The sequence below is a fragment of the Mesorhizobium sp. B2-4-19 genome (assembly GCF_006441315.1).
Classification (GTDB): Bacteria; Pseudomonadota; Alphaproteobacteria; order Rhizobiales; family Rhizobiaceae; genus Mesorhizobium.
In genome coordinates this window covers 113,816-137,738 of sequence record NZ_VFUV01000018.1, presented here as the reverse complement: position 1 = coordinate 137,738, position 23,923 = coordinate 113,816, and the positions used below count along the sequence as shown (strand labels likewise).

The window sequence follows — 23,923 nt, the reverse complement described above, 5'->3', positions numbered from 1 at the left end:
GGATCGGCATTGCCGGCTTCGACGACCGCACCCGTGGTGTCGCCGGTGATCGTGGGGGTGTCATTGGTGCCGTTGATCGTGAATGTGATGGTCTTGCTGTCGGCGTCGCTGTCCTTGTCGGTCAGCGTGTAGTCGAACGACACGTTGATCGTATTGCCGTCAGCCAACGCCTGTGTCGCCGGCTTGCTGTTGTCCAGCACGAAGTTCCAGGTGCCGTTAGCGTTCTGCGTCAGCGTGCCGTAGTCGGCCAGGTTGACTGTGCTGCCGCCCAGCGTGGCGGTCGCCGTGCCCCAGGTCACTGGGCTCGCTGCTGCCGGGCCATCGGCGCCGAATGTGTTGCCGTAATCGGTCGTGACGTTGCCCCCAACGGTGGTCGTGGCACCGTCTTCGGTCAGCGAGCCGGCATCGGCCTTGTGCGCAACCGGCACGTCGTCGACGATCAGGATGCTGATCGTGCCGGCGCCGTGGGAGCCGCCGACGCCGTCGACGGCGACCGCGACGCTGTCGGGTAGCGTGTTGTTGCCGTCGCCAGCGGGGTGGGGCTGCGCGGCGTTGAGCGTGTAGCTGTAGGCGAAGGTGGCCTCCGTGCCGGCTCCCGCGGGTGTTACGCCGGTGACCGTCAGCGTGCCTTCACCCGTGTTGATGGTCTTGCCGAGCCAGTCAGCTAGAGTGTGCGTCTCGGTACCGATGGTCACGTCCTGGATGCCATCGGTGGCGGTGACCTTGAACGTGCCGGTGTCGGTCTCGCTGGTATCGGCAACCGAGGTCAGGCCGTGTTCGTACACAACGTTGGAAGCGCCACCGGCATTGGCGTCATCGCTCGGTGTAACCACGACGGTCGCATTGTCATTGGCGCCATTGATCTCGAACGTGATGGTCTTGCTGTCGGCGTCGCTGTCCTTGTCGGTCAGCGTGTAGTCGAACGACACGTTGACCGTGTTGCCGTCAGCCAATGCCTGTGTCGCAGGCTTGCTGTTGTCCAGCACGAAGTTCCAGGTGCCGTTGGCGTTCTGCGTCAGCGTGCCGTAATCGGCCAGGTTGACTGTGCTGCCGCCCTGCATGGCGGTCACCGTGCCCCAGGTCACCGGGCTTGTTGCTGCCGGGCCATCGGCGCCGAACGTGTTGCCGTAATCGGTCGTGACGTTGCCCCCAACGGTGGTCGTGGCGCCGTCTTCGGTCAACGGGCCGGCATCGGCATTGTGCGCAACCGGCACGTCGTCGACGATTTGAACCGACAGTGTGCCGGGAGCCGAGACGTCGCCGTCCGTGTCGGTGACCGTCACAGTCATGTTGTCGAAGATGGAATTGTTGTCGGCGCCTGCCGGGTGCTGCTCGCTATGCTCAAGCGTGTAGCTGTAGCTCACCTTGCCGGTCGCGGCGTCATAGCCGTTGATGGTCAGCGTGTTGCCGAGCGGCGTGGTGATGTTGATCGGCGTCGATGTGCTGTTGGCAAGCGCTGCGCCCGAAATCACCTGGCCGTTGACGGTCAGCGAACCGATTCCGTCGGGCGAGGAAATGGTGAAGGTTCCAGTGTTGATCTCGCTGGTGTCGGCAACCGACGTCAGGCCGTGTTCATGCACGATGGTGTCGCCGCCGCTCGTCTCAGGCGTCAAGTCGAGGATCGTCGGCGTGGAGTTGGGCAGCAGGCTCGGGAACAGCTCGCGATGATCCGGCTGACCGAACGCCAGATCCGTCGGCGGCAACAGTGCCGAAAGGCCGAATCCGTTGCCGATACCGCCGGGCGGAACCGAGAAGTCTCCACCGGCACTCGACGTCGAACCGCCTGGGCCTGCCGATATGGAACCGTCGGCGCCGAAGGCGACGTCGACATGGCTTGCTTCCAACGCCGCGATCAAGGCAACGCGCGGCACTTCGACATCGCCGATGATGAAGGTCGGCACGTTGAGGGCGCCGTCCTTGATGACGATCACCGAACCGTCGGCCTGCTCGAGCACGAGGTTATGGCCGTCGACCTTGATGTTGTCGATCGAGACGTTGGCGGGAAGCTTCACCACATGGTTGGCGTCGGCCACATATTCGTGCGGCGCGACTGCCGCCGGGGCCTTGGCCTCCGCGGGTGCTTCCGGTTTGACGGGCGTGCCGTTGCCGACATCGACGGGAACCGGTTCAGCGGCGGCCGGAGCCGCCTTTTGCGCCGGGCTGGCCTCCGCGACCTGCATCGCCTGCGACGGCAGGCCGTTATGTTCAGAGTGCTCGTCCCAGGAATGAGAGACGGTGTCCAAATCGTTACTGGTGGTCATAGCCAAACCCCTCCGGCATTTCCCGGAAAGAGACATGGGCCACTTCTACTTTGCAACTGCCCCGCAATCTGTTTCATATATTCTGGTATGCAGGCTTCGGCATTTTTTATGCGTGGTAAACTCGAAACATATAACCTGATATACATTGGCCGATGTGCAATCCGTTTGGCGGGTCCGGCTTTGGTTGCTTGGTAAACAGAAGTATAAATTTGTATAAAATTTTACAAAAAACAACTGACATGAAGTACTGGAAATTTATCCACCTTCCTTTCCAATAATTTGAGACGAGATTGGTAGCGTCCACAGTCAAAGGTGGGCGTTATGACAAAAGAAAAATCTGCCCTGGGGGCAACCGGGCTCAAAGCGCTGCTGCTGGCAATCGGCATTCTCGGCCTGTCGCATCCATCGTTCGCCAGCACGTTCCCAGCCAGCGCCGATCGTGTCGATTCGCTGCTGGCGAACGTCGAAACGCCTCCTGTCCTCGGCGGCATTTCGCTGCTGCGGCGGCAGCCTTGGCAGCCGGCCTCGGCCTACAGAATCGGTGTGGTTCTTGGCAGCTACGGTCCAGCCAGCAGCGATCAGGAAACCGGCTCTTCGGCGGTGCAAGGCAATGCCGGGATCGATCCCATCAAGACGGCGGCGATCATTCCCGGCGTGTTCGGATCGGTTGCGCTGTCCATGCATAATTTTCCGGTCTCCGCGCGTTGGGCGCCGGTCTACAAGGCAATCGTCGACTGTTCCACGGGCACTGCGTGCGACGGCAAGAACAGCATCTTCACGGCGATCGTCAATGCCGCCAGGGACAAGCGGTTTGTCGACAAGCTGTCCTTCATCAACTCGAGCATAAATCACGCGATCGCCTATAAGAAGGACAGCGTGGTTTACGGCAAGCTCGACTACTGGGCCAAGCCTTCGGAAACTCTCGAGCGACGGGCAGGTGACTGCGAGGATTTCGCCATTCTCAAGATGGCGGCGCTGCTGCGTGCCGGCATTCCGGCGCAGAGCATGTCGCTCGTCGTCCTGCAGGATCGCAAGCGCGGTTTCTTTCATGCCGTGCTGTCCGTCAGCACCGGCAGCGGCGTCTTCATTCTGGACAGCCTGAGCAACGTCGTCTCGCGCGACAGCGATCTTCCAGACTACGTGCCATTGTACTCGTTCAGCACCGACCGCGCGTGGATCCACGGCACTAGGCCCGGCGCGGCCCAGGTCGCCGATATCAAGGGCGGCCTTGCGACGGTCGCACCTGGCGAGGGCCTGCAGCCATAGCATAGCCAAGCGAAGCACCGGTTCGGCACGCCTTCGCTCTCATGTCGTCTCCCCAGAACTGGGTCACTTTCGGGCGATAGGCACTAGCCGCCGAAAACGAAGGCCATCAGCAGCTCCGGTTCGAGCACCGGCGCTCGCACCGCATTCAATTGCCCCCGGTAGCGGCGGTCGCCCGCGCCAATGACGAAACCGGTGGCGACCGGCGTTTCGCCATTGGCGTCGAGCCGCGCGAATATGTCAGCGACATTGAGATCCAGGGCAAGCTTCAGGTCGTGGCGCGCATCTTCGCTTGGCGCGGCCGGCAATTGACGCCTGACCAGTTGCTGGAACGGCGCGTTGAAGGTCAGGATCCTCTTCGACGATGAAAGCGCAAAAGCCGGCGACGGGCAGGCGACCAGAATGGCGTTGATCGTCTTGATCGACGCGAGCCTTCGCAAGGTCTGGTTTTCGTCGGCCAGTCCGCGCATGCAGGCCACCCGGATTGCCGACGTCAGGTTTCCTGTGTGGGCATGGCTTTCGGCGATCTCGTCGATCAGCATGCCGATCGTGCATTTGCGGCTTTCGGCCATCTGCTTCAGCGTGGTCCAGAATGCCCGCTCCAGACGAATGCCGCGTCGCGTGCCGCCACGCGCCACGACCCGGAATTCCAGCCCGAAATCCTCAGTAGCCATGGGTGGCAGCAGCCGCTCGCGATCGGCGGCGGGAGAGGTGGCGCTATCGTTCACTCATTGCCTCCTCGCGTGCCTTGTTGATCGGCTTCATCAGATAGGTGAGGATGGTTTTGCGCCCGGTCTTGATATCGACCGAACAGATCATGCCGGGGATGATCGAATAGCTCTTGCCATCTCGCGTCAGCGTCGACCTCTCGGTTGCGACGCGCACCTGGTAGTAGGGCTCGCCAGTCTTCTGGTCGACCAGGCTGTCGGCGGTGATGTTGGAGACCTTGCCCTCGATGCCGCCGAAGATCGAGAAATCATAGGCGGTAATCTTGATCAACGCGTCCTGGTCCGGCCGGATGAAGGCAACATCGCGCGGTGAAACCCGCGCTTCGACCAGCAGGGTCTCGGATGTGGGCACGATGCCGGCCACGACCGCGCCGGGCTGTACGAAGGCGCCGACCGTGTTGATGTCAAGCGTGTTGACGATGCCGTCGACAGGCGAGCGGATGTCCGTGCGCGCCACCTTGTCGGTGGCGCCGCGTATGGTCTCATCGACGACCGAAAGATCGGCCAGCGCCTGGGTCAGGTCACTCAGCGCCTCCTGTTGCAACTGCAGGCCGAGTTCGTTGACTTGAAGCTGGGCTTCGGTTGTGGCCGCCTTGGCCTTCTTGATGGTTTCACCGGCGAGCTTCAGCTGCCCATGCAGTTCGGTCTGCTCCCGCTCGACGCGGATCTGCTCGGTCTTGGCCATCAGCCCCTTCTTGGCCATGGATTCGACCAGCGCCGTTTCCCGGTCGCTGACTTCGAGATTCTTGGTGAGGCGATCGAGATTGGCGTTGGCTTCGTCCAATTCGTTCAGGCGCTGGTCGAGACGCGACTTGAGGACCGACAGCTTGACCTGGAAGTTGTCACGGCGCGCAACCAGCAGCTTCTGCTCGTTGTCGCAGATTTCCGGCGCGACCTTCTGGATTTCGGCCGGACAGGGAAATGGACCGTCGATATTGCCGGTCTGCTCGAATTTCAGCCGTGCAATGCGCGTCTGGAGCGCCCGTGCCTTGGCCTGTTGCTCACCGAGGCTGGACGTGTTCATCGTGTTGTCGAGGCGGATGATGAGATCGTTCTTCTTGACGATCTGCCCGATCTTCACGGCAATTTCCTGAACGACGCCCGGCTCGCTGGCCTGGATGATCTGGGTCTTGGAAGCCGGTATGACCTTGCCTTCGCCGCGCGCGATTTCGTCGACCTCGGCAAAGGACGCCCAGGCGACGGATGACACAAAGAGTGCCCCTATGATGAACAAGGACGCCGACGCGAAAAGCGGCGGCCGGTCTTCCCTTGCAAGCATGTCCTACAACCCCAACGCATTGAATGCGTTCAATAAGTCTGTTTTTCAGGTGCTTGTTTTCTGCAGCGCCTGTATCACTTGGTCTTTTGGTCCATCGGCAACGATCCTGCCTTGCTCGATGACGATAAGACGGTCGGCCAGTTCGAGCATGCTGAAGCGATGCGTTGAAATGATCAGCGTCGTGTTCCGGTCGAAAGCCACTTTGAGCTGCTTGATCAGCTGCCGCTCGGAAGCCAGGTCCATCGAACCCGACGGCTCGTCCAGGAAGACGATTTTCGGTCTGGTCAGCAACAGACGGGCAATCGCCATAGTCTGCCTCTGGCCGCCCGAGAGATTGGTGCCGCGCTCGCCGACATTCATGTCGTAGCCACGCGGGTGACGGGAGACGAAATCGTCGACGCCGGCAGCCTTTGCCGCTTCGACGATCTGCTCATCGGTCGCCTCCGGACATGCCATCAGGAGGTTTTCCTTGATGGTGCCGGAAAACAGATCGTTGGCCTGCGCGACGATCCCGACCGCGGCGCGAACCTCCGAAGGGTGGTATTGGCGGATGTCGATCCCGTCCAGCAGCAGCTCGCCTGACGTCGGCAGGAAGAGCCTGCCGATCAGCCGGCCCATCGTTGTCTTTCCCGAACCGATGCGACCGATGATGCCGATGCGCTCACCTGGCTTCACCGAGAAATTCAGGCCGGTCAGGACCTCGTTCTCGGAGCCCGGATAGACAAAGCCGACATTTCTGAACACCATGGCGCCGTTGCGAATGGGCCGGTTGACGAAACCCACCGTATCCGGGCGATCCTCCGGCTGCGCCATGATCGAGTTCACCATGCGCAAGGAGAGCATGGCCTGGCGAAGCCTGGACAAGGTGATGGCGATCTGGCCAAGTGGAGACACCGCCCGGCCGGCCAGCATCACGGTGCCGATAATGGCTCCGGTGGAGACGTGTCCTTCCGAGAAGGCGTAGGCGCCGGCCACGATCAGGGCGACGGTGACCATCTGCTGGATGGCCTGCGTTATGTTGCCGGCGGCCGCCGAAAGCTGCTTGATCTTCTCGGATGTGTTGGACGCGTTCTTGGAGTGCTCTCCCCATTTTCGCAACAGATACGCCTCGGCCCGCAGCGACTTGATCGTCTCCAGCGTGGAGATGGATTCGACCAGCAGGGCCTGCCGTTGCGAGGCCTCGTTCATGGAGGCCGCGACACGCTTGCCGATGCGTCGTTGCGTGATCAGCCCGACGATCACGGAAGCCACGAAGGCCAGCGCCGGTATGATGACCAGCCATCCGCCGATCGCATAGATGACCAGGAGAAAGACGAAAACGAAGGCGGTGTCGATAAACACGCTTATGGTGTTGGACGTGAAGAATTCGCGCACGAATTCATACTGCGTCACCCGATTTGCATATTCGCCTGTCGAGCCTGGCCGCGCCGACAGGGACGAGTTCAGCACTTTCTCGAACAGCAAATAGGAAATGCGCAGATCCGCCTTGCGCCCGGCATAGTCGATGAGGGACGCTCTGGCGGTCTTCAGAAGCAGGTCGAACAGGATGACCGCGGCGATGCCGATCGACAGCACCCATAGCGTCGATATCGCCTTGTTCGGCAAGATCCTGTCATAGACGTTCATGGTGAAGATCGGCGAGGCGATGGCCAGCATGTTGATGAAGATTGCCGCCAGGATAACCTTCGAATAGGTGCGCCAGAACGGACCCATCGTCCCCGTCAGCCAATGTCGCCGCTCGATCTTCGGCGCCGAACCGACATTCATCCCTTCGGCAGTGTTGGCGTATGTTATCGAGAAGGAAACGCCGCCACTGATGTAGCTGGCGGCCAATTCGGATTTCGTGATGGTTACGCGGCCGTCTTCCTGGGGAGCGGTCGTGAATGCGCCGTCCTCCGTTTCGGCCAGCAGGGCAACCGGCAATTGACTGACGCGAAACACGATGGCGGGGAGGTCGATGCGTCCCCGAAGAAACTCGCGATGGCTGAATTCGGTGATTTCGAGGCCAATGCGCTCGGCAATATGCCGGATGGCTTCGATGTCGATATGCGTGTCCGATAGTGGCACGCCGGCGAACAGCACCGTTTGCGCGCTCGGCCTGCCGAGATACCCGGCAATGGCGGAGAAGCAGGCCTTGAACGCCTCCTTCGGGGAGAGGATGTTGGGTTGCTGATTCACGATCTGTCCTTAGGGACTTTCGATCGGTCCTTACATCCGCTTACTTTTTCCTGACCGGTGCCAGGATATCGAATGGCAGGTCGTTCTTCTGTTCCGACGGCGTGCGCGCATAGGTTTCCGTGTCAGCCGTTTCCGGTGCGCTAAACTCGGTCCGCGCATAGGCCGCGGCCTGCTTTGGCGGGCGGATGTCCATCGTTTTCAGCAACTGCCCGGTGGCCGCGAGAAGCCGGTATTGGGCGAAAAGAGAGGCGTAGGATGCTGTGTCGGCCAGTGTCGCCGTGTTGAAACGCGTATTCTGCGCATCCAGCACATCGAGCAGCGAGCGCTGTCCGACCTTGAATTGCTCGCGATAGGACGCGACCAGCTTCTCGTTGGAAGCGGCCTGCAGCTTCAGCGTTTTTGCCAGGTCGGCTTGCCGGAAGCGGCGATCCCACGATGTGCGAACGGCTTCTTCGATTTCCCGCAGCACCTGGTGCTGCGCAAGCCGCTGCTCGCTGGTGCGACGGATCTGTTCTTGCTCATTGGCCTTGTCGATGCCGCCCCTATACAGGTTCCACCGCAGCACCAGGCGTGCCTGCAGGTCGGATGTGTCGCCATTGTCACCGTCGATGTCATACCCAGCCCGGGCGACGCCTTCGGCGACGACCGAGGGGCCGTATTTCGCGCGAGCGGCATCCACCAGCGAAGCCGCGGCGGCGATATCGCTGTTGGCCATATGGACGCGCGGATTGCTCTCCCGCGCAAGGCCAATCGCATCGTCCAGCGACCTTGGCAGCGCGCCGGAAACATCGGCCGGCCTCGATGCATTGGTCAAGGGCTTCCCGACGGTCTTGAAGAACCGGATCCTCGAGGCCTCCAGCTCCTCCGAGGCTTCCTGCATGCGGGCCTTGGCCGCGAACAGGCGCTCTTCGGCCTGTTGCCGGTCGGCCTCGTTCAACCCGCCGCCAGCAATGCCTTCCTGGATGTCGTGGAGGATTGCTTGGTGGAAGCCCAGGTTTTTCTTTGCCTCTGCCACGATCGAAGCCTGAAGCATGTATTCAAGGTAGTCCTGGACAACCGAGAGTCCGATGAATTCAGACCGCTCCAGCACACGAAACGACGCGCCGTCGACGCGCGAGGCCTGGCGGTTCAATTCGGCCCGCCTTGCGCCGCTGTCATAGAGCGTCTGCGAAACCGTCAGATCGGTTTCCGCCGGATAAAGTGCGTCATGCTCTATCGAGAGCGCGCGTCGGGAGGAATTGTCGAGACGGCGAGCCCCGGTCGACGCTTCCACGTCGACGCTGGGAAGATAGAGGCCCTTGGCCTGACGCAGCTCGAACTCGATTGCTTCGCGATTTTCTATGGCTTGGCCGATTTCGGGATTGGATTCGACCGCGACCGCCATCGCTTCCTTGAGCGTAAGCGCACTCGCACTTGCGCAGGTCAGCATCGTAGCCGCCATCAAAAGACCAAGGCGCTTGCCCACAGTCGAGATGCTTCTCGTATTCATTTAACCCGCCCCAACATTCCCCTGCGCCCTTTTGCGGGCGCTGATCCAAGCCTGACCCTGTCTCAGGCGACTATCCAACAATTTCAAGAAAATATGTGAGTTATTATTAATTTAGGGGAACATAAATCGCTCATCTGAGCCATAAGGTTGGGAAATGTAGCAAAAATGGCACAAAAAAAGGTTGGCCGCGGCTTCAGCCAAGCGCCGCCTAGTGTGGAAAAGTCCAGACGCATATACGGCTCGATGCTGGCGGAATCGTGTAAAGCCTGCATGGGCGGGAAGGCGGCCGTGGAAATTTGGCGGCGTTCGGCCAAGATCATGCGACCACGGCATGAAGGGCCGATACGGCCCAGCAGGGGCATAGCGGCGCCCTTGCGTTAAGCCTCGCTCAATCTCTGCAATCTATGCTGATGCCAGATTGTAGAGGTTAAAATGAAGCGCAGGCCGATACTACTCTTCGCTTTTCCGGCTTTCATCCTGGTGGTTTTGGCCTGCGAGCGAATGGCGACCATGCTGCTCGGGAGCTATCCCGCCAGCCCCGCCATGTGGAGGATCTGGCTTGAACTGCGGCCCTTGTCGGCGATGTTCTGGCAACAGATCGACCCGTATCTCTACGGTTCGATGGCCCTGGATGCCGTCATCCTGGTTGCCGCGGCACTGGTGTTCTGGAGCGCTTGCCGTGTGAGACCGGCGGCCGCCTTCTTCCTGGCCAACCACGTCGCGCTGCTCTTTGCCGGACTGATGATCGCGTCCAGCAGTCATTCGGAGACGGCGAGCACGGTCGCGGCATTTCCGATGTCCAACGGCCTCCAATTCGCCCTGAAGATCGATTTTACCTGGCAGAACAGCCTGGTGCTCGTTCTGGGCTTCGCGGCCTGCGCGTACTGTCACGTCGCGTTCCTTCGCGAGACACGAGTGCGCGGTGAGGCTCTGGCCCTGCGTCTCATGACTTTGGGACGGGATCTTTAGTCTGGCATAGGGCGTTTCGAAAACGTCCGGACGTCGGCAACTGCATGAAGCTCAGCTCCGTTCGGCCTCACCGGAACCCCGATACGCCTCAATTGATCTTGCGATAATAGACCTTGCCGTCCGGCGTTTCCGTTCGCTGGTAGGCCGGGTTCGGGCCCGGGGGCGCGGCGGCAACCCTTCTCTTGGGTGGCCGCGGCGTATCGGCAATTGCAGGCCCCGCCGCGACTTCGGTGTCCGGAGAAGCTTCCGCCACGGTACTCGTCGTGACGACGGGCTCCGGCGCGCCCGAGACGTCAGCGTCGCGCGCCGAGGAAGGGTTTTGTTGCAACCGGGCTATGTTGCCGTTGATTTCGTTGAAATTGCCCTGCAATTGGCTGTCCAGCTTTTCGAACCGGCTCTGAAAACCGTTGTTGACCATATCGAGCCGGGCGACGATCCGCTGCTCGAACGCACCGAGCTCCTCAAGACGTCCCTCCACGGTGCGCAGGTCGCTGATGCCTCGATAGAGGTAGATGGCGGCGGTTGCGTTCAGCACGGCAAACAGGGTCAATCCAACGCCGACGACGACCGCCAGCCGCGACCGGCTCGCATCCCTGCCGAGCAGTTGCGGTTCGATCGGCTCGGCCGAGACAGTCGGTACATGCGGGTCGCTGATCGTCGTCATTGAACCACCACCTTGGTGCCAACCGGCACGCGCTTGAAAAGATCGATCACATCCGTGTTGGTAAGGCGAAAGCAGCCCGACGTGCCATCGAATCCCACGCCCGAGGGATCGTTGGTGCCATGGATGCGATAGAGCGTGTCGTGTCCGTCCCGCAGCAGATACAGCGCCCGCGCGCCCAAGGGGTTATAAGGACCCGAGGGCACCAGCTCCGGCAGTTCCGGTTGGCGGGCGCGCATTTCCCGGGGCGGGCGCCACTGCGGCCATTCCGTCTTGGCACCGACCTTCACCACCCCGGTCCAGCCAAATCCGTCACGCCCGACGCTGATCTGGTAGCGCAACGCCTGGCCCTGGCGGGTCACCAGGTAAAGCGCCTTCTCGCTCTTGCGGATGATGATCGTTCCCGGCTGTTCGGTGGTCGCGAAGGCAACCGCCTTGCGCAGGCTGGGGCCCATCGCCGGCAGCGGCGGCCGATCCGAAAGCCCCGACCGCGCCTCGGCGAGGCCCTGGGCGGACATCGCCAGCACCAGGCCAAGCACGCAGGTGCCGGCCAGCCTGGGGACGAGGCCTTCTCTAGCGGGCAGCGTCATCGAGCCGCTCTTTGAACATCTTCTTCAGATCCTTGTTGAAGCGCGCCCTGCCGTCCACTTCGGAGGGCAGGATCGCCCGGTTCAAGGCATCGGTCAGAAGAGCGTTGTCCAGCGCGACCGATTTGATGTGCGGCGCCTTGAATATCTTCTCGAGCTCGCTGCGCGAAAAATGGTTCCCGAACCATTTGCGCTTGTGCTTGTTGGCGACGAGCGTGATGCTGACCGCATTGCCGCGCAGTTCGCGGATCTTCTTGTAGAGCCGCTTGCCTTGCCGCAGCGAAGCGACGTTGAGTTCGAAGACGATGAAGATCTCGTCGCTGGTCGACAGCACCGAATTGTGCCAGGGCGTTTCGATATTCGGCAGGTCGATGACGATGTCGTCGAAGCGGTAGGCGACGAGGTCCAGGAGCCGGAAGACGAAATCGCTGCCGTGCGGCTCGAAGGGCAGTTGCGGTCTCTCGAACGCGTAGAGGGTGAGACCGGAGGGGCGCGTCAGCTTGATGACATCCATCAGCTCGACATCCAGCCTTTCCGGCTGGTTGATAATGCCCGCGAGATCGAACTGGTTGAACAGATTGAGATAGGCGCCGCAATTGGCGCTCTGGAAGTCGAGATCGACCAGGCAGGTCGAAGCCGCGCGCTCTGCCGATTTCGAGGCGAGGAATTCGGCCGCCGAAAGCGCCAGCGTCGTGGCGCCGGCGCCGCCGCTGGCGCTGATGAAGGTGATGATCCGGCTTTTGGCGCCCTGGTTGCCGGTGTCGTGGAAGGTCACCGCATTGAGCAGTTCCTTGCCGTCGAGCGGCTTGTGCAGCCAGTCCGAGGCGTTCATGCGCACCAGCACGCGCGTCTGTTCCGACGTCAGCTCATCGGAAACCGCGATCAGCGGCACCGTCGCCCACAGCGCGCGCGCCTCGACGATGCCGGGCTTGCCGAGCAACTCGCCGCCGCCGAGATCGAGGATGACGATGCCCGGGCGCGTATCGGCTGGCGGACCTTTGAGAAAATCATCCGTCTCGGAAACCCTGACGTCATAGATCGCCAGCGCATCGAGCCGCGTCGCCACGTCGCGCTTGAAATTCGGATCCGACGAAAACAGCGCCACCTGCTTTCGCTTGGTCGGAGTAACCTTGGTGTTGATGGCGTTCATGGCCAGATGCTCTTCAGATCTTCGCCCGTGACCGTGCTCAGCATGGAGGGCATGTTGATGTTGGCGAAACCCATCAGTCCCTGGAGGAAAAAGAACTGGAAGGTCCTGTTCTGCAGATTGACGGTGATTGTCGGCACCGGACCACCTAGCCGGGTCTGATAGCCCAAACCACTCGCCGAGTAGGTGACGACGACGTTGCTGCGCAGCAGGCCCGGAAAGAAATGGCACATGCCCGCCCGCTGGTTTGCCGCCAGCGCCGGGCAGGCGTCGTCATTGGTGTTTGCGGTGTCGCCACGAAAGATGCGACTGAAATTGGCGGCGCTGAAGCCGCCGCCGTTGCTGCAGCCGCCCGTGCCGGCGGTGTAGGTGCAGACGAAGGGACCATACGCGCCGGCGACAATCGGGGCGCCGGGAGACGAGATCGGCCCCGCGGTCGCGAGGTTGGTTGCCACCGCATCCGATATCGACGCCAGCCGGGCGCCGACTTGAACCGCCTTGGTGGCCGCATTCCATTGATAGAACGCATAGCCGAAATCGACGAACCCCAGGACAAGCGAGAACAGCAGCGTCGATACGATGGTCATTTCCACCATCGCCGCGCCGTCTTCCGATTTTGCGAAGCGCTGGATCATGATCAGAACCGGATCAACCGCTCGTCGTGGGAGCCCTGCAGCGTTATCGGCCCGATGCCGATGAATGACAGCATCCCGACACCGGTGTATGGGTAGGTACCGGACGCGCGTACGGTGCAGACTTGTGCCGTGGTGGCGCGATATTGGGTAACGCCGCCCACCACGGTATCCTGGCAGGAGTTGTTGGTGGTCACGGTGACATTCGATGTCTGCCAGCCGCTGACGCGCGCAGTATCGGTCACGACGCCGTTAACAACGGTTACGGATGGCTTTCCGTAGACGGCGATGTTCGCGGCAATGGTGGCACAGTCGATCGCCGCCAGTCCGGAGTCGGTATACAATTGACTGTTGCAGCGCGCGGCATAGCGAGCGGCGTCTGTAAGCCCGGCCTCCATCAGCAGCTTGTCATGGATCAGGTTGCCGAACTCGAACACTCCCGCCGACAAGGCCAGCATCAGCGGCGTGATCAATGTCATCTCGACGATCACCGCGCCGCGTTGATCGTGACGAAATCGATCTATATATCGGGACAGCATCTTGAACATCGCGGTCACCGGTAAAGCTGCGCTTCGTCGCGCAGGTAGTTGTCGAGCGTACCGTTGCCGCCCTTGCCGGTGATGTCGACCAACTCGACGTAGATATCCTTCCCGTTCTTGATAGGCTCGGTGATGAAGAAGCTGCCGAATCTCCTCACTGGAATGCCCGTCTGGCGGCCGCTGAAATTCGTGCCCGAAGCCTGAAGCGCATTGCAGTCCAGGATTGCGCCGTAAAGCAACCGGCGGTCTGGGATCGAGATCGGGGTGCCTGCCGCCGCAGGCGGGATACCCGTTTCGCCACCGACTGCAGGATCCTGATAGATATTGTTGTCGATCTCGTAGCGATAGACCTCATAACGTGTCGGGAGATTGGCGCCGGTACCCGACAGAGCCGCCGGCACGGCACGTGTGGGATGATTGGCGGCCCAGTAGCGCGCGAAATTCCAGTCACCGTCGCCCATGCGGCCGCCCATCAAGGTGCAGTTGCCGGCGATCTGGCACGAGTCACGCTCAAGCCCGACACCCTTTGTCGGGTCCGTTTCGTAGTCGACCTTGTTGCTCTTGACGAACTGGCTGCCGTTCCTGGCACCCTTGCGCACATTGACCCCAGGTCCGTCCGAGTAGTTCGACGAATCGATGCCGAAGCGCGAGTTGATGCCATTCTCTACAGGCCCGGCGTTCTGTCCCGGCTCGGTGTCGACGCCGTCACGCGAATAACAATTCTGCGGCTTGGAGTCGGCGAGCATCTTTTCAAGCTGGTTGGCGCCATTGCCGAACGGAGAAGCCAGGAAAGCGAAGTTGCCGGGAAAGTAGGATCCGTCGCCCCGCAGCACGATCTGGCGCCGGCGGTATTGCCTGGTTTGTGCCGCCTGTTCCAGCGTGACGCCGCCGGTAATGGATGTGTCCTCATACGGGTTGCACATGAAAACGGGCGTGTAATCGCAGACGCCCGATGTAAACCCGGCGGTCGCCTTGGCAGCCACGTTGAAGCTGTTACTGGCCGAATTGCCGGTCAGAAACGACGCCGGGAATATTGCGGCGAAACCGGTCGGCGCCACCTTCACTTCAATGAATACGGTTTCATCTTCGCCGATGGATTGCGTTGCATTGGCATAATTTGCGCTGGTGACCGGAGCTCCGTCTGATGCAGGTAAGCTCTTGAGGAAACACCACGAAATGTTGCCGGCGCTGTTGCATTGTGCGGTGCCGCCCGGTTGCCCGGACATCAAAGTGAAGCGGCCAGTAGCGCCAACGGTCGAGAATGCGGCCTGGTTGATAACAAGTTTCGCCATGGCGCGTTCGGCTCTGGCCCATGAGCCAGGCAAGCCGTCAAGCTCGGCGGCTCCAGCCAACGCAAAGGCATCGGCACCCTTCTGCAGGTCGTTGTGCAGATTGTTCACCCGGCTCATGTCGATCGCCAGAAGCGAAAAGCCGATGATCGCCGGCAGTGTAACGCTGACGAGGATCAGCGCTATTCCCCTCTGATCGTGCCAGAACGCGCGAATGGTCCGCAGCATGGCCTTACTCTTTGCTCCCTGACGCCAGGTTCCTCGTCTGGCCCGGCGCGCTGAAACCGCATCCTTCCGTTTCAGTTTACGGCGTCGTCGTCACACCCGACCCCGCCCCGCCAACATTGACCGTGATGGCAGGTGGTGGGGGCGGCGGCGGTGGAAATTTGTAGTTGTGGGCAACGGCGGCGGCGCGCGCACCGTCGCCTTCGATATGCGTATTCCTGGAGGCCGGATTGAGCGGATCGACCGTCTGCAGCATTGAATTGTATTTCTGTGTGTCGCCGGCGGCCAAAGTCACCGAATCGTAGTGATTCAGATAGTCCGCTGCACAGCCCGTCAGCAGGCCAGTGCAAATAATGAGGATCAAGGCGCTATTTCTTGACATAGAGCATCTTGTCCTTCGATTTGAACTGCAGCATGTGGCCATAGGGGCCGGTGACGCCGTCGCCCGTTTCATATTTTCGGATCATGTCCTTGTTCACCTCGAGCTGACCGAGCACGAAGAATTCCGGGTCGTTGGCGGGCCGCGTCTTGTCGAACGGCGTCTCCAACTGCTCGCCGGGCTTCACCGGGCGCACGAGGTGCGGCGTGACGATGACGACGAGCTCCGTCTCTTCCTTCTGGTTGCTGGAATTGCGGAACAGCGTCCCGATGACCGGCACCTGGCCGAGCCATGGCACCTGGTTCTGCAGCTTGGTCGTCTTGGTGGACAGAAGGCCGCCGACCGCAAAGCTCTGGCCGTCGCGCAATTCGACGACGGTGGACAGTTTGCGGTTGGTGAAAATCGGGTCGCCGGCGATGGTGAAACCGTTCAGGTCGCTGACTTCCGGAGCCAGGTTCATGTGGATCTTGCCGTCGTCGAGTACGACCGGCGTGAACAGAAGATTAACACCGAACTGCTTGTAGACGATGCTGATCTCGCCATTCTTGTCGAGAGTTCGGATAGGAACTTCACCACCGGCGTTGAAGCTGGCCTGCTCGCCGGAGAGCGTGGTGAGATTGGGATTGGCAAGCGTGCGCACCGCGCCCTTGGCCTCAAGCGCCTCGATGTACAGGTCGACCTTGATGTTGCTGTCGATGACGCGGGTGAGCAGCGCCCCAAATGGCGTAGAGTTGGACAGGAGGTCGCTGAGAAAACCGCCGGTGCCGAGCACCTCTTTGTCCTTGTCGACGGCGGTAATCCCCGTTCCGACTTGAGTCGTACCACGACTGTTGTTGCCCCTGATCGACACGCCCAGGTCGCGGCCAGCATTGCGCTTGGCCTCCAGCACGCGTACTTCCAGGTTGACCTGCTGGCTTTCGTCGACCGTGACGGAATTGATGATGTCGTCGGGACCATATTGCTTCGCCACCTCCAGGATCGCCGCCAGCGTGGCACCGTCCTTGACATGACCGCCCAGCCTGACCCGTCCGTTGACCGAGGCAACTTCGACGCGCGACCTTGGCGCCACCTGGCGGATCGCCTGCGCCATGTCACTGACGTCGACGCCGACCTCGATCTGGATGACGCCGAGCGAGCGCTTTTCAGGTGAGAACAGATTGACCGTGGTGGTGCCGGCACCCTTGCCGATGACATAGAGCGTGCGGTCGGTCATCGGCTGCGCGTCGGCGATTTTTTCGTCACCGACGACGATATCGCCAAGGGTGGCGTTCACCGCGATCGTCACCGACTGCGACATCGGCAGGAAAACACGATGAACGCTGGGGTTCGACACATCGATGAAGCGGTCCGCGGCATCGGCCACCAGACTCCACGTTGGTAGCGTCGCGAAACAGGACAGCGCGACCGCCGCCATCCTTACCCAGAACCCCTGCATCCCCGTCTCCCCGATTGCTGCCAATGACAGCCCCATTTTATTAGTTGCAGCTTATCATGGTTGTCGCGGCACGTCATATGTCTCGAGCTTCACCCCCCGAAAAACGCCCACGGTGGCATGCGACGGCGGCTCAGGTGTGACATATTTGACGACTTCCCGGACTTCCGGCGCGGAGGCCGCGGCCGGAGTCGGCTTGACCTTGCCCAACTCATCGAGCTTGCTTCCCACTCGGTCCACGGCCTGTGCCAATCCCGCGATCTTGTCGTCGGCGCGCTTCTGCGCATCTTCCGCGCGCTGACGTTCGGCTGCCGCAGCAGCCTCGGCCGCGGCCTGCTTAGCGAGTTCGGCTTGCTTTTTGGCGACGTCGGCCGGCATTTCGCCGGTCAGGTCGGAAAGCGTCACCCGCTCCGTCGTTTCGCCCTTGCTGGCGGCGGCCTGGCGAAGCGCCAGCGACAATTGGCCGGCACCCGCTGCCAGCGTCAGCTTCTGTGCATCCTTGGTGCTGGCCTCGAGCGTGACCGATTTGACGACGGTCGGGCTGTCCTTGCTTTCGTCGGCCACCTGGTCGACGGCGAGCACCTTCATGCCCTGCAGCAGCACGTCGACAAAACTCTGGTCCTTGCCGTCACTGTCGCGCACGGTGCGCGTCAGCAGCACATCGACCCGGTCTCCCGGGAAGACGAAGCCGGCGACACCAAGCACGTCGTTGACGCGGATGGACACGGCCTTCATGCCTTCGCCGAGCACCGCCGAAAGCGTGGCGCGCTGGCCAGGACCGGTGATCTTGCTGGCAAGGACGGGTTCGTTGACGCCGATCGACTGCAACGCCTGCTTGGAGCCTCCGCCAGGGGGGACGTCTTTCGTCAGGAGATCTTCCGTTGTCTTGAAGGCGCCGGCCGGAACCGCGCCCGCCGGCCATGCGACTTCGCGCAATTTGTCAGCAGACAGCGTGTCACCGAACTTCAGCGCCACCGCGGCCACGACGACCGTATCGCGCTGGATATCATTCGTCTGCGCAAGCGCGCTGCGCTGATTGGCCAGCCAGATATTGGCGAGCACCACTGCAAGCACGCCGAACACGCCGGCGAGAACGATCATGATGACAGTATTTGCACGCATAGCCCAAGCCCCCAAGTCCACAGTGCGGGGTTCGCCCGCAGCGACCGATGTCAGGCCCAGGTTTACAACCCGGGCCTGAATGTTAGCTAAAGTTGGTGTGGCCCGTATGTGCCTCTCCAACCACTTAGTTTAGTTGCCGGCGGCTAGGCCGCAGGCGTAGCTGCTTGCAGAGTGGTATTCAGTGTCGTCCACTGGCCACCCACCCACGTGCCGACTAAGATTACTGTGGCTATGACGGCCACGGTAATGATGCCGAGCAGCACCGTATATTCGACCATGGCAGCGCCTTTTTCATCGTCGCGGAACTGCCGGGCCACAGTGATAAGCTTCCTCACGCCAATTTCTCCCTTAACCCGACGAGACGAACGGGGATGAAATTCATACCCATTCACATCATCTTCAAAATCGGCAGCCTACACGCAAAGGCAACATTGTGAACGAAATCATGCCAGTCTTTGCGCGTATTCCGGCCTGCCAACCGAGGTCGATCGACCTCCCGTTCTGAGGACAGGACCAGGACTTTACGGCTCTGGCCCTGCAAGAGAATCACGCGGCTGGGGTAGCAGCCTGGAGGGCGGTGTTGAGCGCGGTCCACCTTCCGCCAACCCAGGTGCCGACCAACACCACAGTGGCGATGACCGCAACGGTGATGATGCCGAGCAGGACCGTATACTCGACCATAGCAGCGCCGTTTTCGTCGTCGCGGAACTGCCGGGTCATCGTCATGAGCTTCTTCATGTCAATTTCTCCCTTTGGAGGTTAGAACCCGACGAGACAGAGCCAAGGATGAACCCCATACCCAAGCATCCCCCGTCATCTCGATCCTAGGTCTCGAAAAAATGCGGAGTCAAACGGGATTAACGGTTCCTTAACTTTCCAATACATGTACTTTGGAATTCGGCGCGCTGCTAAATTTCAGCAAGAGCTTGATTCGACTAATTTTTCAAGCGGTCTTAACCATTCGTTCACAATTATGCCGTCCGCCTAATGGAGATTTGCCTAAATTAGCTACACGGCATATTCCTTTATATCTAAGGGGTTATAGCCAGTTATGGAGCGAGGTGCCTCTGGCGTAGCACGCAAGGAGTGCAGGCTCGGGCAGAGCTTGGTCAGCCAGTCAAGTCCGGTGATGCGGAAGGCGGAAACAAAAGCGATATTCCTGGCGCCGCTTCTTAACTATGTTGAAAGTATTGCCTCGGCGTGAGGCGTCCCGGCGCTTGTGCGGCGCTTGGTTAACGTTTAGTTTCCGCTAATATGCGCTGGAGGGGTATAAGGGGTTATGCTGGGGCGATTCATCAAGGGTGGCGAGACGCGGATCGAGCCAAAGCAGGAGTCGATGGCGGTCCTCCAAGTTGCCGGCGGCGTCACGCCCGTTGCCGATCTCGAACCGCATGGCGACGAGTTCCTGGCGCTGAAAGTCGATCTGCATCGACATCTGATTGACCGGTTCAATCTCGCGTCGCTCGAAACCGCGTCGAAGGACGAGATCCTGAACGAAATTCGTCCCATCGTGCGCGAGTTTGTGCGCGGTCGCAACGTTCCGCTGAACGCGCGCGAACTCGATCAGCTGACCAGCGACACGGCCGACGAAATGCTTGGCCTGGGGCCGATCGAGCCATTGCTGAAAGACGATTCGATTGCCGACATTCTGATCAATACCCACAAGCGTGTCTTCATCGAGCGATACGGCGTGATCGAGGAAACCGCGATCCGCTTTCGCGACGAGGCCCATCTGTTGCGCGTCATCAACAAGATCGTCTCGGCGATCGGCCGGCGTGTCGACGAATCGGCGCCGATGGTCGATGCCCGGCTGGCAGACGGCTCACGCGTTAACATCGCGGTGCGGCCGATCTCAGTGGACGGCCCGCTGGTGTCGATCCGCAAATTCTCCAAGAATCCCTATTCGCTCGAACGCCTGATGGCGTTCAATTCCATCCGCCCTCCAATGGTCGATCTGCTGCGCATCGCCGTGCAGTCGCGCAAATCGATCCTGGTTTCCGGCGGCACCGGCAGCGGCAAGACGACCTTGCTCAACGCGCTGTCGAGCTACATCCCGTCCAGGGAGCGCCTGATCACCATCGAGGATGCGGCGGAACTGCAGCTGCAGCAGCCCCATGTCGGACGGCTGGAGACGCGCCCGCCCAATGTCGAGGGCAAGGGCGAGGTTCGGCAGCGCGAGCTGCTGAAGAACGCACTGCGCATGCGGCCGGACCGCATCATTGTCGGCGAGGTTCGCGGCGAGGAAGCCTTCGACATGCTGCAGGCCATGAACACCGGCCATGAAGGCTCGATGACCACCATCCACGCCAACACGCCGCGCGATGCGATCTCGCGGCTGGAGCAGATGGTCGGCATGGCCGGCATGCCGATGACCAATGATTCCATACGCGCACAAATCGCCTCGGCCATCGATATCATCGTACAGACACAACGGCTCTCGGACGGCGGCAGGCGCGTCACTTCCATATCGGAACTGACCGGCATGGAAGGCAACGTTGTCCAGCTTCAGGAAATCTATCACTTCGTTCGCCGCGATGTCCGCGCCGACGGCGCGATTGTCGGTGAATTTCGCGCCACCGGTGTGCGGCCGCGTTTTGCCACTGAAGCCGCGGCAATGGGGTATCATTTCGCAAAAGATGCGTTCAATCCGCAGGTTCCACTCTGATGCCGACCGGCCAGACCCTTCTCTACTTCATCTATGTGCTGGCAGCGGCATCCGTCATTCTCGCCGCCGAATCCTTCTTTCTTTCAATCGCCGGGCGGCGAGCGCGGGCAGGCGTCATAAATCGACGCTTGCAGCGACTGGGAGAAGACAAGCCGGCCGAGCAGAGTTTGCAGGGACTGCTGCAGGAACGCGGCCTGACGGCGTCGGGAGACTTCATTTTCGGCGCAATCGCGCTTAACCGGCTCTATACGCAATCCGGCATCACCGGCAATCCACTGGCGTTCCTGGCAGTTTTCCTTCTCGCCGGCCTCGTGCTGGCGCTCCTTTTGCCGTTGATTCTGCACTTTTCCGTCATTGTCGCCGTCATCGTCTTCTTGATTGTCGGATTTGCTCTGCCGATTCTCGTTTTGCGAAGTGCCAGGGACAAGCGCATCAAGAAATTTGCGATTCAGCTTCCCGATGCACTCGATATGATCGTGCGTTCTCTGCGCGCCGGTCACCCAACCACCGTCGCGATAGCGCTGGTTGCTCGTGAAATGCCCGATCCGCTCGGCACTGAATTCGGCATTGTTTCCGACGAAATCAGCTTTGGCCTCAGTCTGGAGCAGGCCGTTCGAAAATTGTCGGAGCGTGTCGGCTTCGAAGGCCTGCATCTGCTTTCGGTGTCGCTGTCCATCCAGGCCAAGACCGGCGGCAATCTCACCGAGATACTTTCTAACCTGTCGTCGGTGTTGCGTGAACGCCGGAAATTGCGGATGAAGATCAGGGCGCTGTCGGCTGAAGGTCGGATGTCGGCCTGGATAATCTCGCTGTTTCCACTTCTGATGCTTGGCGTGCTGTCGATCGCCGCTCCAAGCTTTTACGGTGACGTCTGGGGCAACCCGATCATCGTGCCAGTGTTTGTGATCTTCGGATCATGGGCGCTGTTGGGCGACTTCATAATGTACCGAATGGTCAACTTCGATTTCTAATGGCGGGCATGGACGTGTTTACCAACCTGGGGAATTCGGCAGCGCTGCTCTCTCTCGCCATCTTCCTGGCGGCAGTGGCGCTTTTCTTGTTGGGCGCCTTTATTCTCATTCCGGTCTTCCAGACGAGGAAGCTGGTCACGCAAACCCTTTTGGCCGAGGGGATCACCAATCGCCGCTCGCTCCATGCCCAGCAGGAGCTCAACAGGATTTCCGCGCAGCGGCCGGTCGATGCCTATTTCCGCGGCCTGGAAAAGGAACGCGGCGAGCCGAATGCCCTGGAAGCGAAACTGTTTCGGGCGGGATTCTATCAGTCAAGCGCGCCGGTAATTTACACGCTCTCTCGCCTCGGCGCCGTCTGCGTGGGCTTTCTGGTCTGTTACACCGTTCTATCGCAGGTGTTGCCTCCACAATTGCCGGGCTTGATAGCATTTGCAGGTTCAGCCGTGATCGGGCTTGGCTGCCTTGTCATTCCCAGCATTGCTCTTGACCGCTTTGAAAAGCGGCAAAAGCAGGTTTATCGGCGCGGTTTTCCCGATTTCATGGACATGATGATCACCTGCGCTGATGCCGGCATGAGTCTCGAGGCGGCGGTGGAGCGCGTTGGCGCCGAATTGGCCGGCACCCACAAATGGCTGGGCATTCAGCTTTCGATCGTGACCCTGCAGTTGCGTGCAGGCAAACCGTTGCGCGAGGCTTTGCGCGAACTGGCCGACCGCATCGGGCTTGACGAGGCGCGCGCCCTGGCCGTTCTGTTTCGCCAATCGGAAGAATTGGGCACCAGTCTTACGGACGCCCTGCGCATTTACAGCGACGAAATGCGCAACCAGAGAATCATGAGTGCTGAGGAACGTGCCAACGCGCTGCCGGTCAAGATGATGATCCCGCTAGGCCTCTGCATCTTTCCGGTCGTGATGATGGTCGTCATGTTGCCTGTGCTCATCCGGATGAAGGGCATTTTCTTCTAAATGTTTATATGCTTTGGTTCTAAAATGGAGTCGGATGGCTCTTGGGGGACAAAATGACAGGGCCAATGCGCCTCACAGCCGTAGCCGCAGCCAGTCTTTTGATGGCGCTTGCCGGTTGCCAAACGAATGGTGCGGACAGCACCGACGGCGTCGTGCGCACAAATGAGCCGTCGAAAGGCGACGTGACTTCCTTTGGCGATGCCTTCGACGGGTTGAAGACAGTCGGCAACGTCGAATATTACGCCTCGGACCAGGCCGTCGCCGAAGCCACGAACCAGTTCCGAGCGGAAAATTACGGCAATGCCGGCGCGCTGTTCTTCAAGGCGACGCAACTGGCGCCCAATGATGGCGGCGCCTGGATGGGGCTGGCCGCTTCATGCGACCGCATTCACCGCTTCGACCTATCCGACCGGGCCTATAGCAGGGCCTTCAAGCTGGTTGGCGCGTCACCCGAATATTACAACAACGTCGGCTACTCCTATTTGCTGCGTGGCAAGCTGCAGGACGCACGCAGCAGTTTCCTCAAGGCCTATGAACTGGCGCCCAACGATCCGACAGTGGCCAACAATCTGAAGCTGCTGTCGTCGAGCGTGCGGAACATCGAGCGCTAGCATGTTGCTCGTCGAAGTGCTGCTGCTGAAAGCACTTGCCATACCGTTGCTTGCAAGGATTGCGTGGCTGGACTTCACGACACAGAAGATAGCCAATCGCGACGTGCTGCTGCTGCTCTGCCTGGGGGCGGGGTCGCTGCTGCTTTTGTCGCTTCAGTCCGGATCGTGGTGGGACATGGGGATGAGCGCCATCGCCGCGCTTGTGCTGTTCGTCGGGCTCTTTCCGTTTTGGGTGCTGCGAAAGGTCGGCGCGGGCGATGTCAAGCTGATGGCAGTCGTGCCGTTTCTGGTCGGCGGAAATGATCTGGTCGGGTTTTCCATATTGCTGCTGCTTTTCGCTCTCGCCGCGGCGATGGTCGTGAAAAATCCTCTCTTGCTGCCGCAAGGCGCCTTCCGCGTCTACGTGCAACACCTTGACCGCAAAGGTGTCGTCCCGTTTGGCGTACCTATCTCCGTGGCGTCGATTTGCATGATCGCCTTGCAGGTCGGATACGGCTTTATGGTGCCGGGTTCACTATCGATGTGACAACC

Annotated in this window: 23 protein-coding genes; 7 read left to right on the top strand and 16 right to left on the bottom strand. The window is 60.6% G+C overall.

The window, feature by feature from the left end; genetic code table 11:
- Positions 1 to 2,261, bottom strand: a 2,261-nt coding sequence (locus tag FJ546_RS25360; RefSeq protein WP_210243122.1) for a VCBS domain-containing protein, incomplete at its 3' end; no start/stop codon positions are given.
- Between the two features lie 321 nt (positions 2,262 to 2,582).
- On the opposite strand from FJ546_RS25360, the gene FJ546_RS25355 reads away from it, so the two are divergent.
- A complete protein-coding gene (locus tag FJ546_RS25355; protein ID WP_140891813.1) occupies positions 2,583 to 3,527 on the top strand; it encodes a transglutaminase-like cysteine peptidase in 945 nt (314 codons plus the stop codon).
- An 83-nt stretch (positions 3,528 to 3,610) separates the two neighbouring features.
- Here the strand turns inward: FJ546_RS25355 and FJ546_RS25350 are convergent, their stop codons facing one another.
- Genes FJ546_RS25350 through FJ546_RS25335 form a run of 4 tightly spaced genes read right to left on the bottom strand, consistent with a single transcriptional unit; the run spans position 3,611 to position 9,198 of the window.
- A complete protein-coding gene (locus tag FJ546_RS25350; RefSeq protein WP_140891812.1) occupies positions 3,611 to 4,252 on the bottom strand; it encodes a ribbon-helix-helix domain-containing protein in 642 nt (213 codons plus the stop codon).
- Positions 4,242 to 5,531, bottom strand: coding sequence for an HlyD family type I secretion periplasmic adaptor subunit (locus FJ546_RS25345; RefSeq protein WP_140891811.1), 1,290 nt, complete (start codon positions 5,529 to 5,531; stop codon positions 4,242 to 4,244). Before FJ546_RS25345 ends, FJ546_RS25350 begins: the two co-directional genes overlap by 11 nt.
- A gap of 45 nt (positions 5,532 to 5,576) precedes the next feature.
- Complete coding sequence (locus FJ546_RS25340; RefSeq protein ID WP_140891810.1) at positions 5,577 to 7,709, bottom strand: type I secretion system permease/ATPase; 2,133 nt, start codon at positions 7,707 to 7,709, stop codon at positions 5,577 to 5,579.
- A 40-nt stretch (positions 7,710 to 7,749) separates the two neighbouring features.
- A complete protein-coding gene (locus FJ546_RS25335) occupies positions 7,750 to 9,198 on the bottom strand; it encodes a TolC family protein (RefSeq protein ID WP_140891809.1) in 1,449 nt (482 codons plus the stop codon).
- Positions 9,199 to 9,630: 432 nt separating this feature from the next.
- On the opposite strand from FJ546_RS25335, the gene FJ546_RS25330 reads away from it, so the two are divergent.
- Positions 9,631 to 10,167 (top strand): hypothetical protein, encoded by a 537-nt coding sequence (locus tag FJ546_RS25330; RefSeq protein WP_140891808.1) that lies wholly within the window; start codon positions 9,631 to 9,633, stop codon positions 10,165 to 10,167.
- Positions 10,168 to 10,255: 88 nt separating this feature from the next.
- On the opposite strand, the gene FJ546_RS25325 is transcribed toward FJ546_RS25330, so the two are convergent.
- From FJ546_RS25325 to FJ546_RS25275, 11 genes are all read right to left on the bottom strand, one after another.
- A complete protein-coding gene (locus tag FJ546_RS25325) occupies positions 10,256 to 10,831 on the bottom strand; it encodes a hypothetical protein (protein WP_140891807.1) in 576 nt (191 codons plus the stop codon).
- On the bottom strand, positions 10,828 to 11,418 hold the full coding sequence (locus FJ546_RS25320; RefSeq protein ID WP_140891806.1) for a L,D-transpeptidase: 591 nt from the start codon (positions 11,416 to 11,418) through the stop codon (positions 10,828 to 10,830). Before FJ546_RS25320 ends, FJ546_RS25325 begins: the two co-directional genes overlap by 4 nt.
- Positions 11,402 to 12,565 (bottom strand): AAA family ATPase, encoded by a 1,164-nt coding sequence (locus FJ546_RS25315; protein ID WP_140891805.1) that lies wholly within the window; start codon positions 12,563 to 12,565, stop codon positions 11,402 to 11,404. Before FJ546_RS25315 ends, FJ546_RS25320 begins: the two co-directional genes overlap by 17 nt.
- Positions 12,562 to 13,197 (bottom strand): TadE/TadG family type IV pilus assembly protein, encoded by a 636-nt coding sequence (locus FJ546_RS25310; protein ID WP_140891804.1) that lies wholly within the window; start codon positions 13,195 to 13,197, stop codon positions 12,562 to 12,564. Before FJ546_RS25310 ends, FJ546_RS25315 begins: the two co-directional genes overlap by 4 nt.
- A 2-nt stretch (positions 13,198 to 13,199) precedes the next feature.
- On the bottom strand, positions 13,200 to 13,742 hold the full coding sequence (locus FJ546_RS25305) for a TadE/TadG family type IV pilus assembly protein (RefSeq protein ID WP_246686952.1): 543 nt from the start codon (positions 13,740 to 13,742) through the stop codon (positions 13,200 to 13,202).
- Positions 13,743 to 13,747: 5 nt separating this feature from the next.
- A complete protein-coding gene (locus tag FJ546_RS25300) occupies positions 13,748 to 15,250 on the bottom strand; it encodes a pilus assembly protein TadG-related protein (RefSeq protein ID WP_140891802.1) in 1,503 nt (500 codons plus the stop codon).
- A gap of 76 nt (positions 15,251 to 15,326) precedes the next feature.
- Positions 15,327 to 15,611, bottom strand: a complete 285-nt coding sequence (locus FJ546_RS25295; protein WP_246686951.1) for a hypothetical protein — start codon at positions 15,609 to 15,611, stop codon at positions 15,327 to 15,329.
- Positions 15,612 to 15,615: 4 nt separating this feature from the next.
- A complete protein-coding gene (locus FJ546_RS25290; RefSeq protein ID WP_140891800.1) occupies positions 15,616 to 17,061 on the bottom strand; it encodes a type II and III secretion system protein family protein in 1,446 nt (481 codons plus the stop codon).
- A gap of 54 nt (positions 17,062 to 17,115) precedes the next feature.
- Positions 17,116 to 18,180 carry a Flp pilus assembly protein CpaB gene (cpaB, locus tag FJ546_RS25285; protein ID WP_140891820.1) on the bottom strand — a complete coding sequence of 355 codons (1,065 nt, stop codon included), beginning with the start codon at positions 18,178 to 18,180 and terminating at the stop codon, positions 17,116 to 17,118.
- 143 nt (positions 18,181 to 18,323) lie between these two features.
- The gene (locus FJ546_RS25280) at positions 18,324 to 18,515 is read right to left on the bottom strand and encodes a Flp family type IVb pilin (RefSeq protein WP_140891799.1); all 192 of its coding nucleotides are present in this window, start codon (positions 18,513 to 18,515) and stop codon (positions 18,324 to 18,326) included.
- A 211-nt stretch (positions 18,516 to 18,726) separates the two neighbouring features.
- Complete coding sequence (locus tag FJ546_RS25275; protein WP_027047241.1) at positions 18,727 to 18,918, bottom strand: Flp family type IVb pilin; 192 nt, start codon at positions 18,916 to 18,918, stop codon at positions 18,727 to 18,729.
- A 541-nt stretch (positions 18,919 to 19,459) separates the two neighbouring features.
- On the opposite strand from FJ546_RS25275, the gene FJ546_RS25270 reads away from it, so the two are divergent.
- Genes FJ546_RS25270 through FJ546_RS25250 form a run of 5 tightly spaced genes read left to right on the top strand, consistent with a single transcriptional unit; the run spans position 19,460 to position 23,918 of the window.
- Positions 19,460 to 20,845: a CpaF family protein gene (locus FJ546_RS25270; protein WP_140891798.1), complete on the top strand. Its 1,386-nt coding sequence runs from the start codon at positions 19,460 to 19,462 to the stop codon at positions 20,843 to 20,845.
- Positions 20,845 to 21,816 carry a type II secretion system F family protein gene (locus tag FJ546_RS25265; RefSeq protein ID WP_140891797.1) on the top strand — a complete coding sequence of 324 codons (972 nt, stop codon included), beginning with the start codon at positions 20,845 to 20,847 and terminating at the stop codon, positions 21,814 to 21,816. Before FJ546_RS25270 ends, FJ546_RS25265 begins: the two co-directional genes overlap by 1 nt.
- A gap of 8 nt (positions 21,817 to 21,824) precedes the next feature.
- On the top strand, positions 21,825 to 22,781 hold the full coding sequence (locus FJ546_RS25260; RefSeq protein ID WP_181168080.1) for a type II secretion system F family protein: 957 nt from the start codon (positions 21,825 to 21,827) through the stop codon (positions 22,779 to 22,781).
- Between the two features lie 53 nt (positions 22,782 to 22,834).
- Positions 22,835 to 23,392 (top strand): tetratricopeptide repeat protein, encoded by a 558-nt coding sequence (locus FJ546_RS25255; RefSeq protein ID WP_181168079.1) that lies wholly within the window; start codon positions 22,835 to 22,837, stop codon positions 23,390 to 23,392.
- Between the two features lies 1 nt (position 23,393).
- Positions 23,394 to 23,918, top strand: coding sequence for a prepilin peptidase (locus FJ546_RS25250; protein ID WP_140891795.1), 525 nt, complete (start codon positions 23,394 to 23,396; stop codon positions 23,916 to 23,918).
- The last annotated feature ends 5 nt before the right edge of the window (positions 23,919 to 23,923 follow it).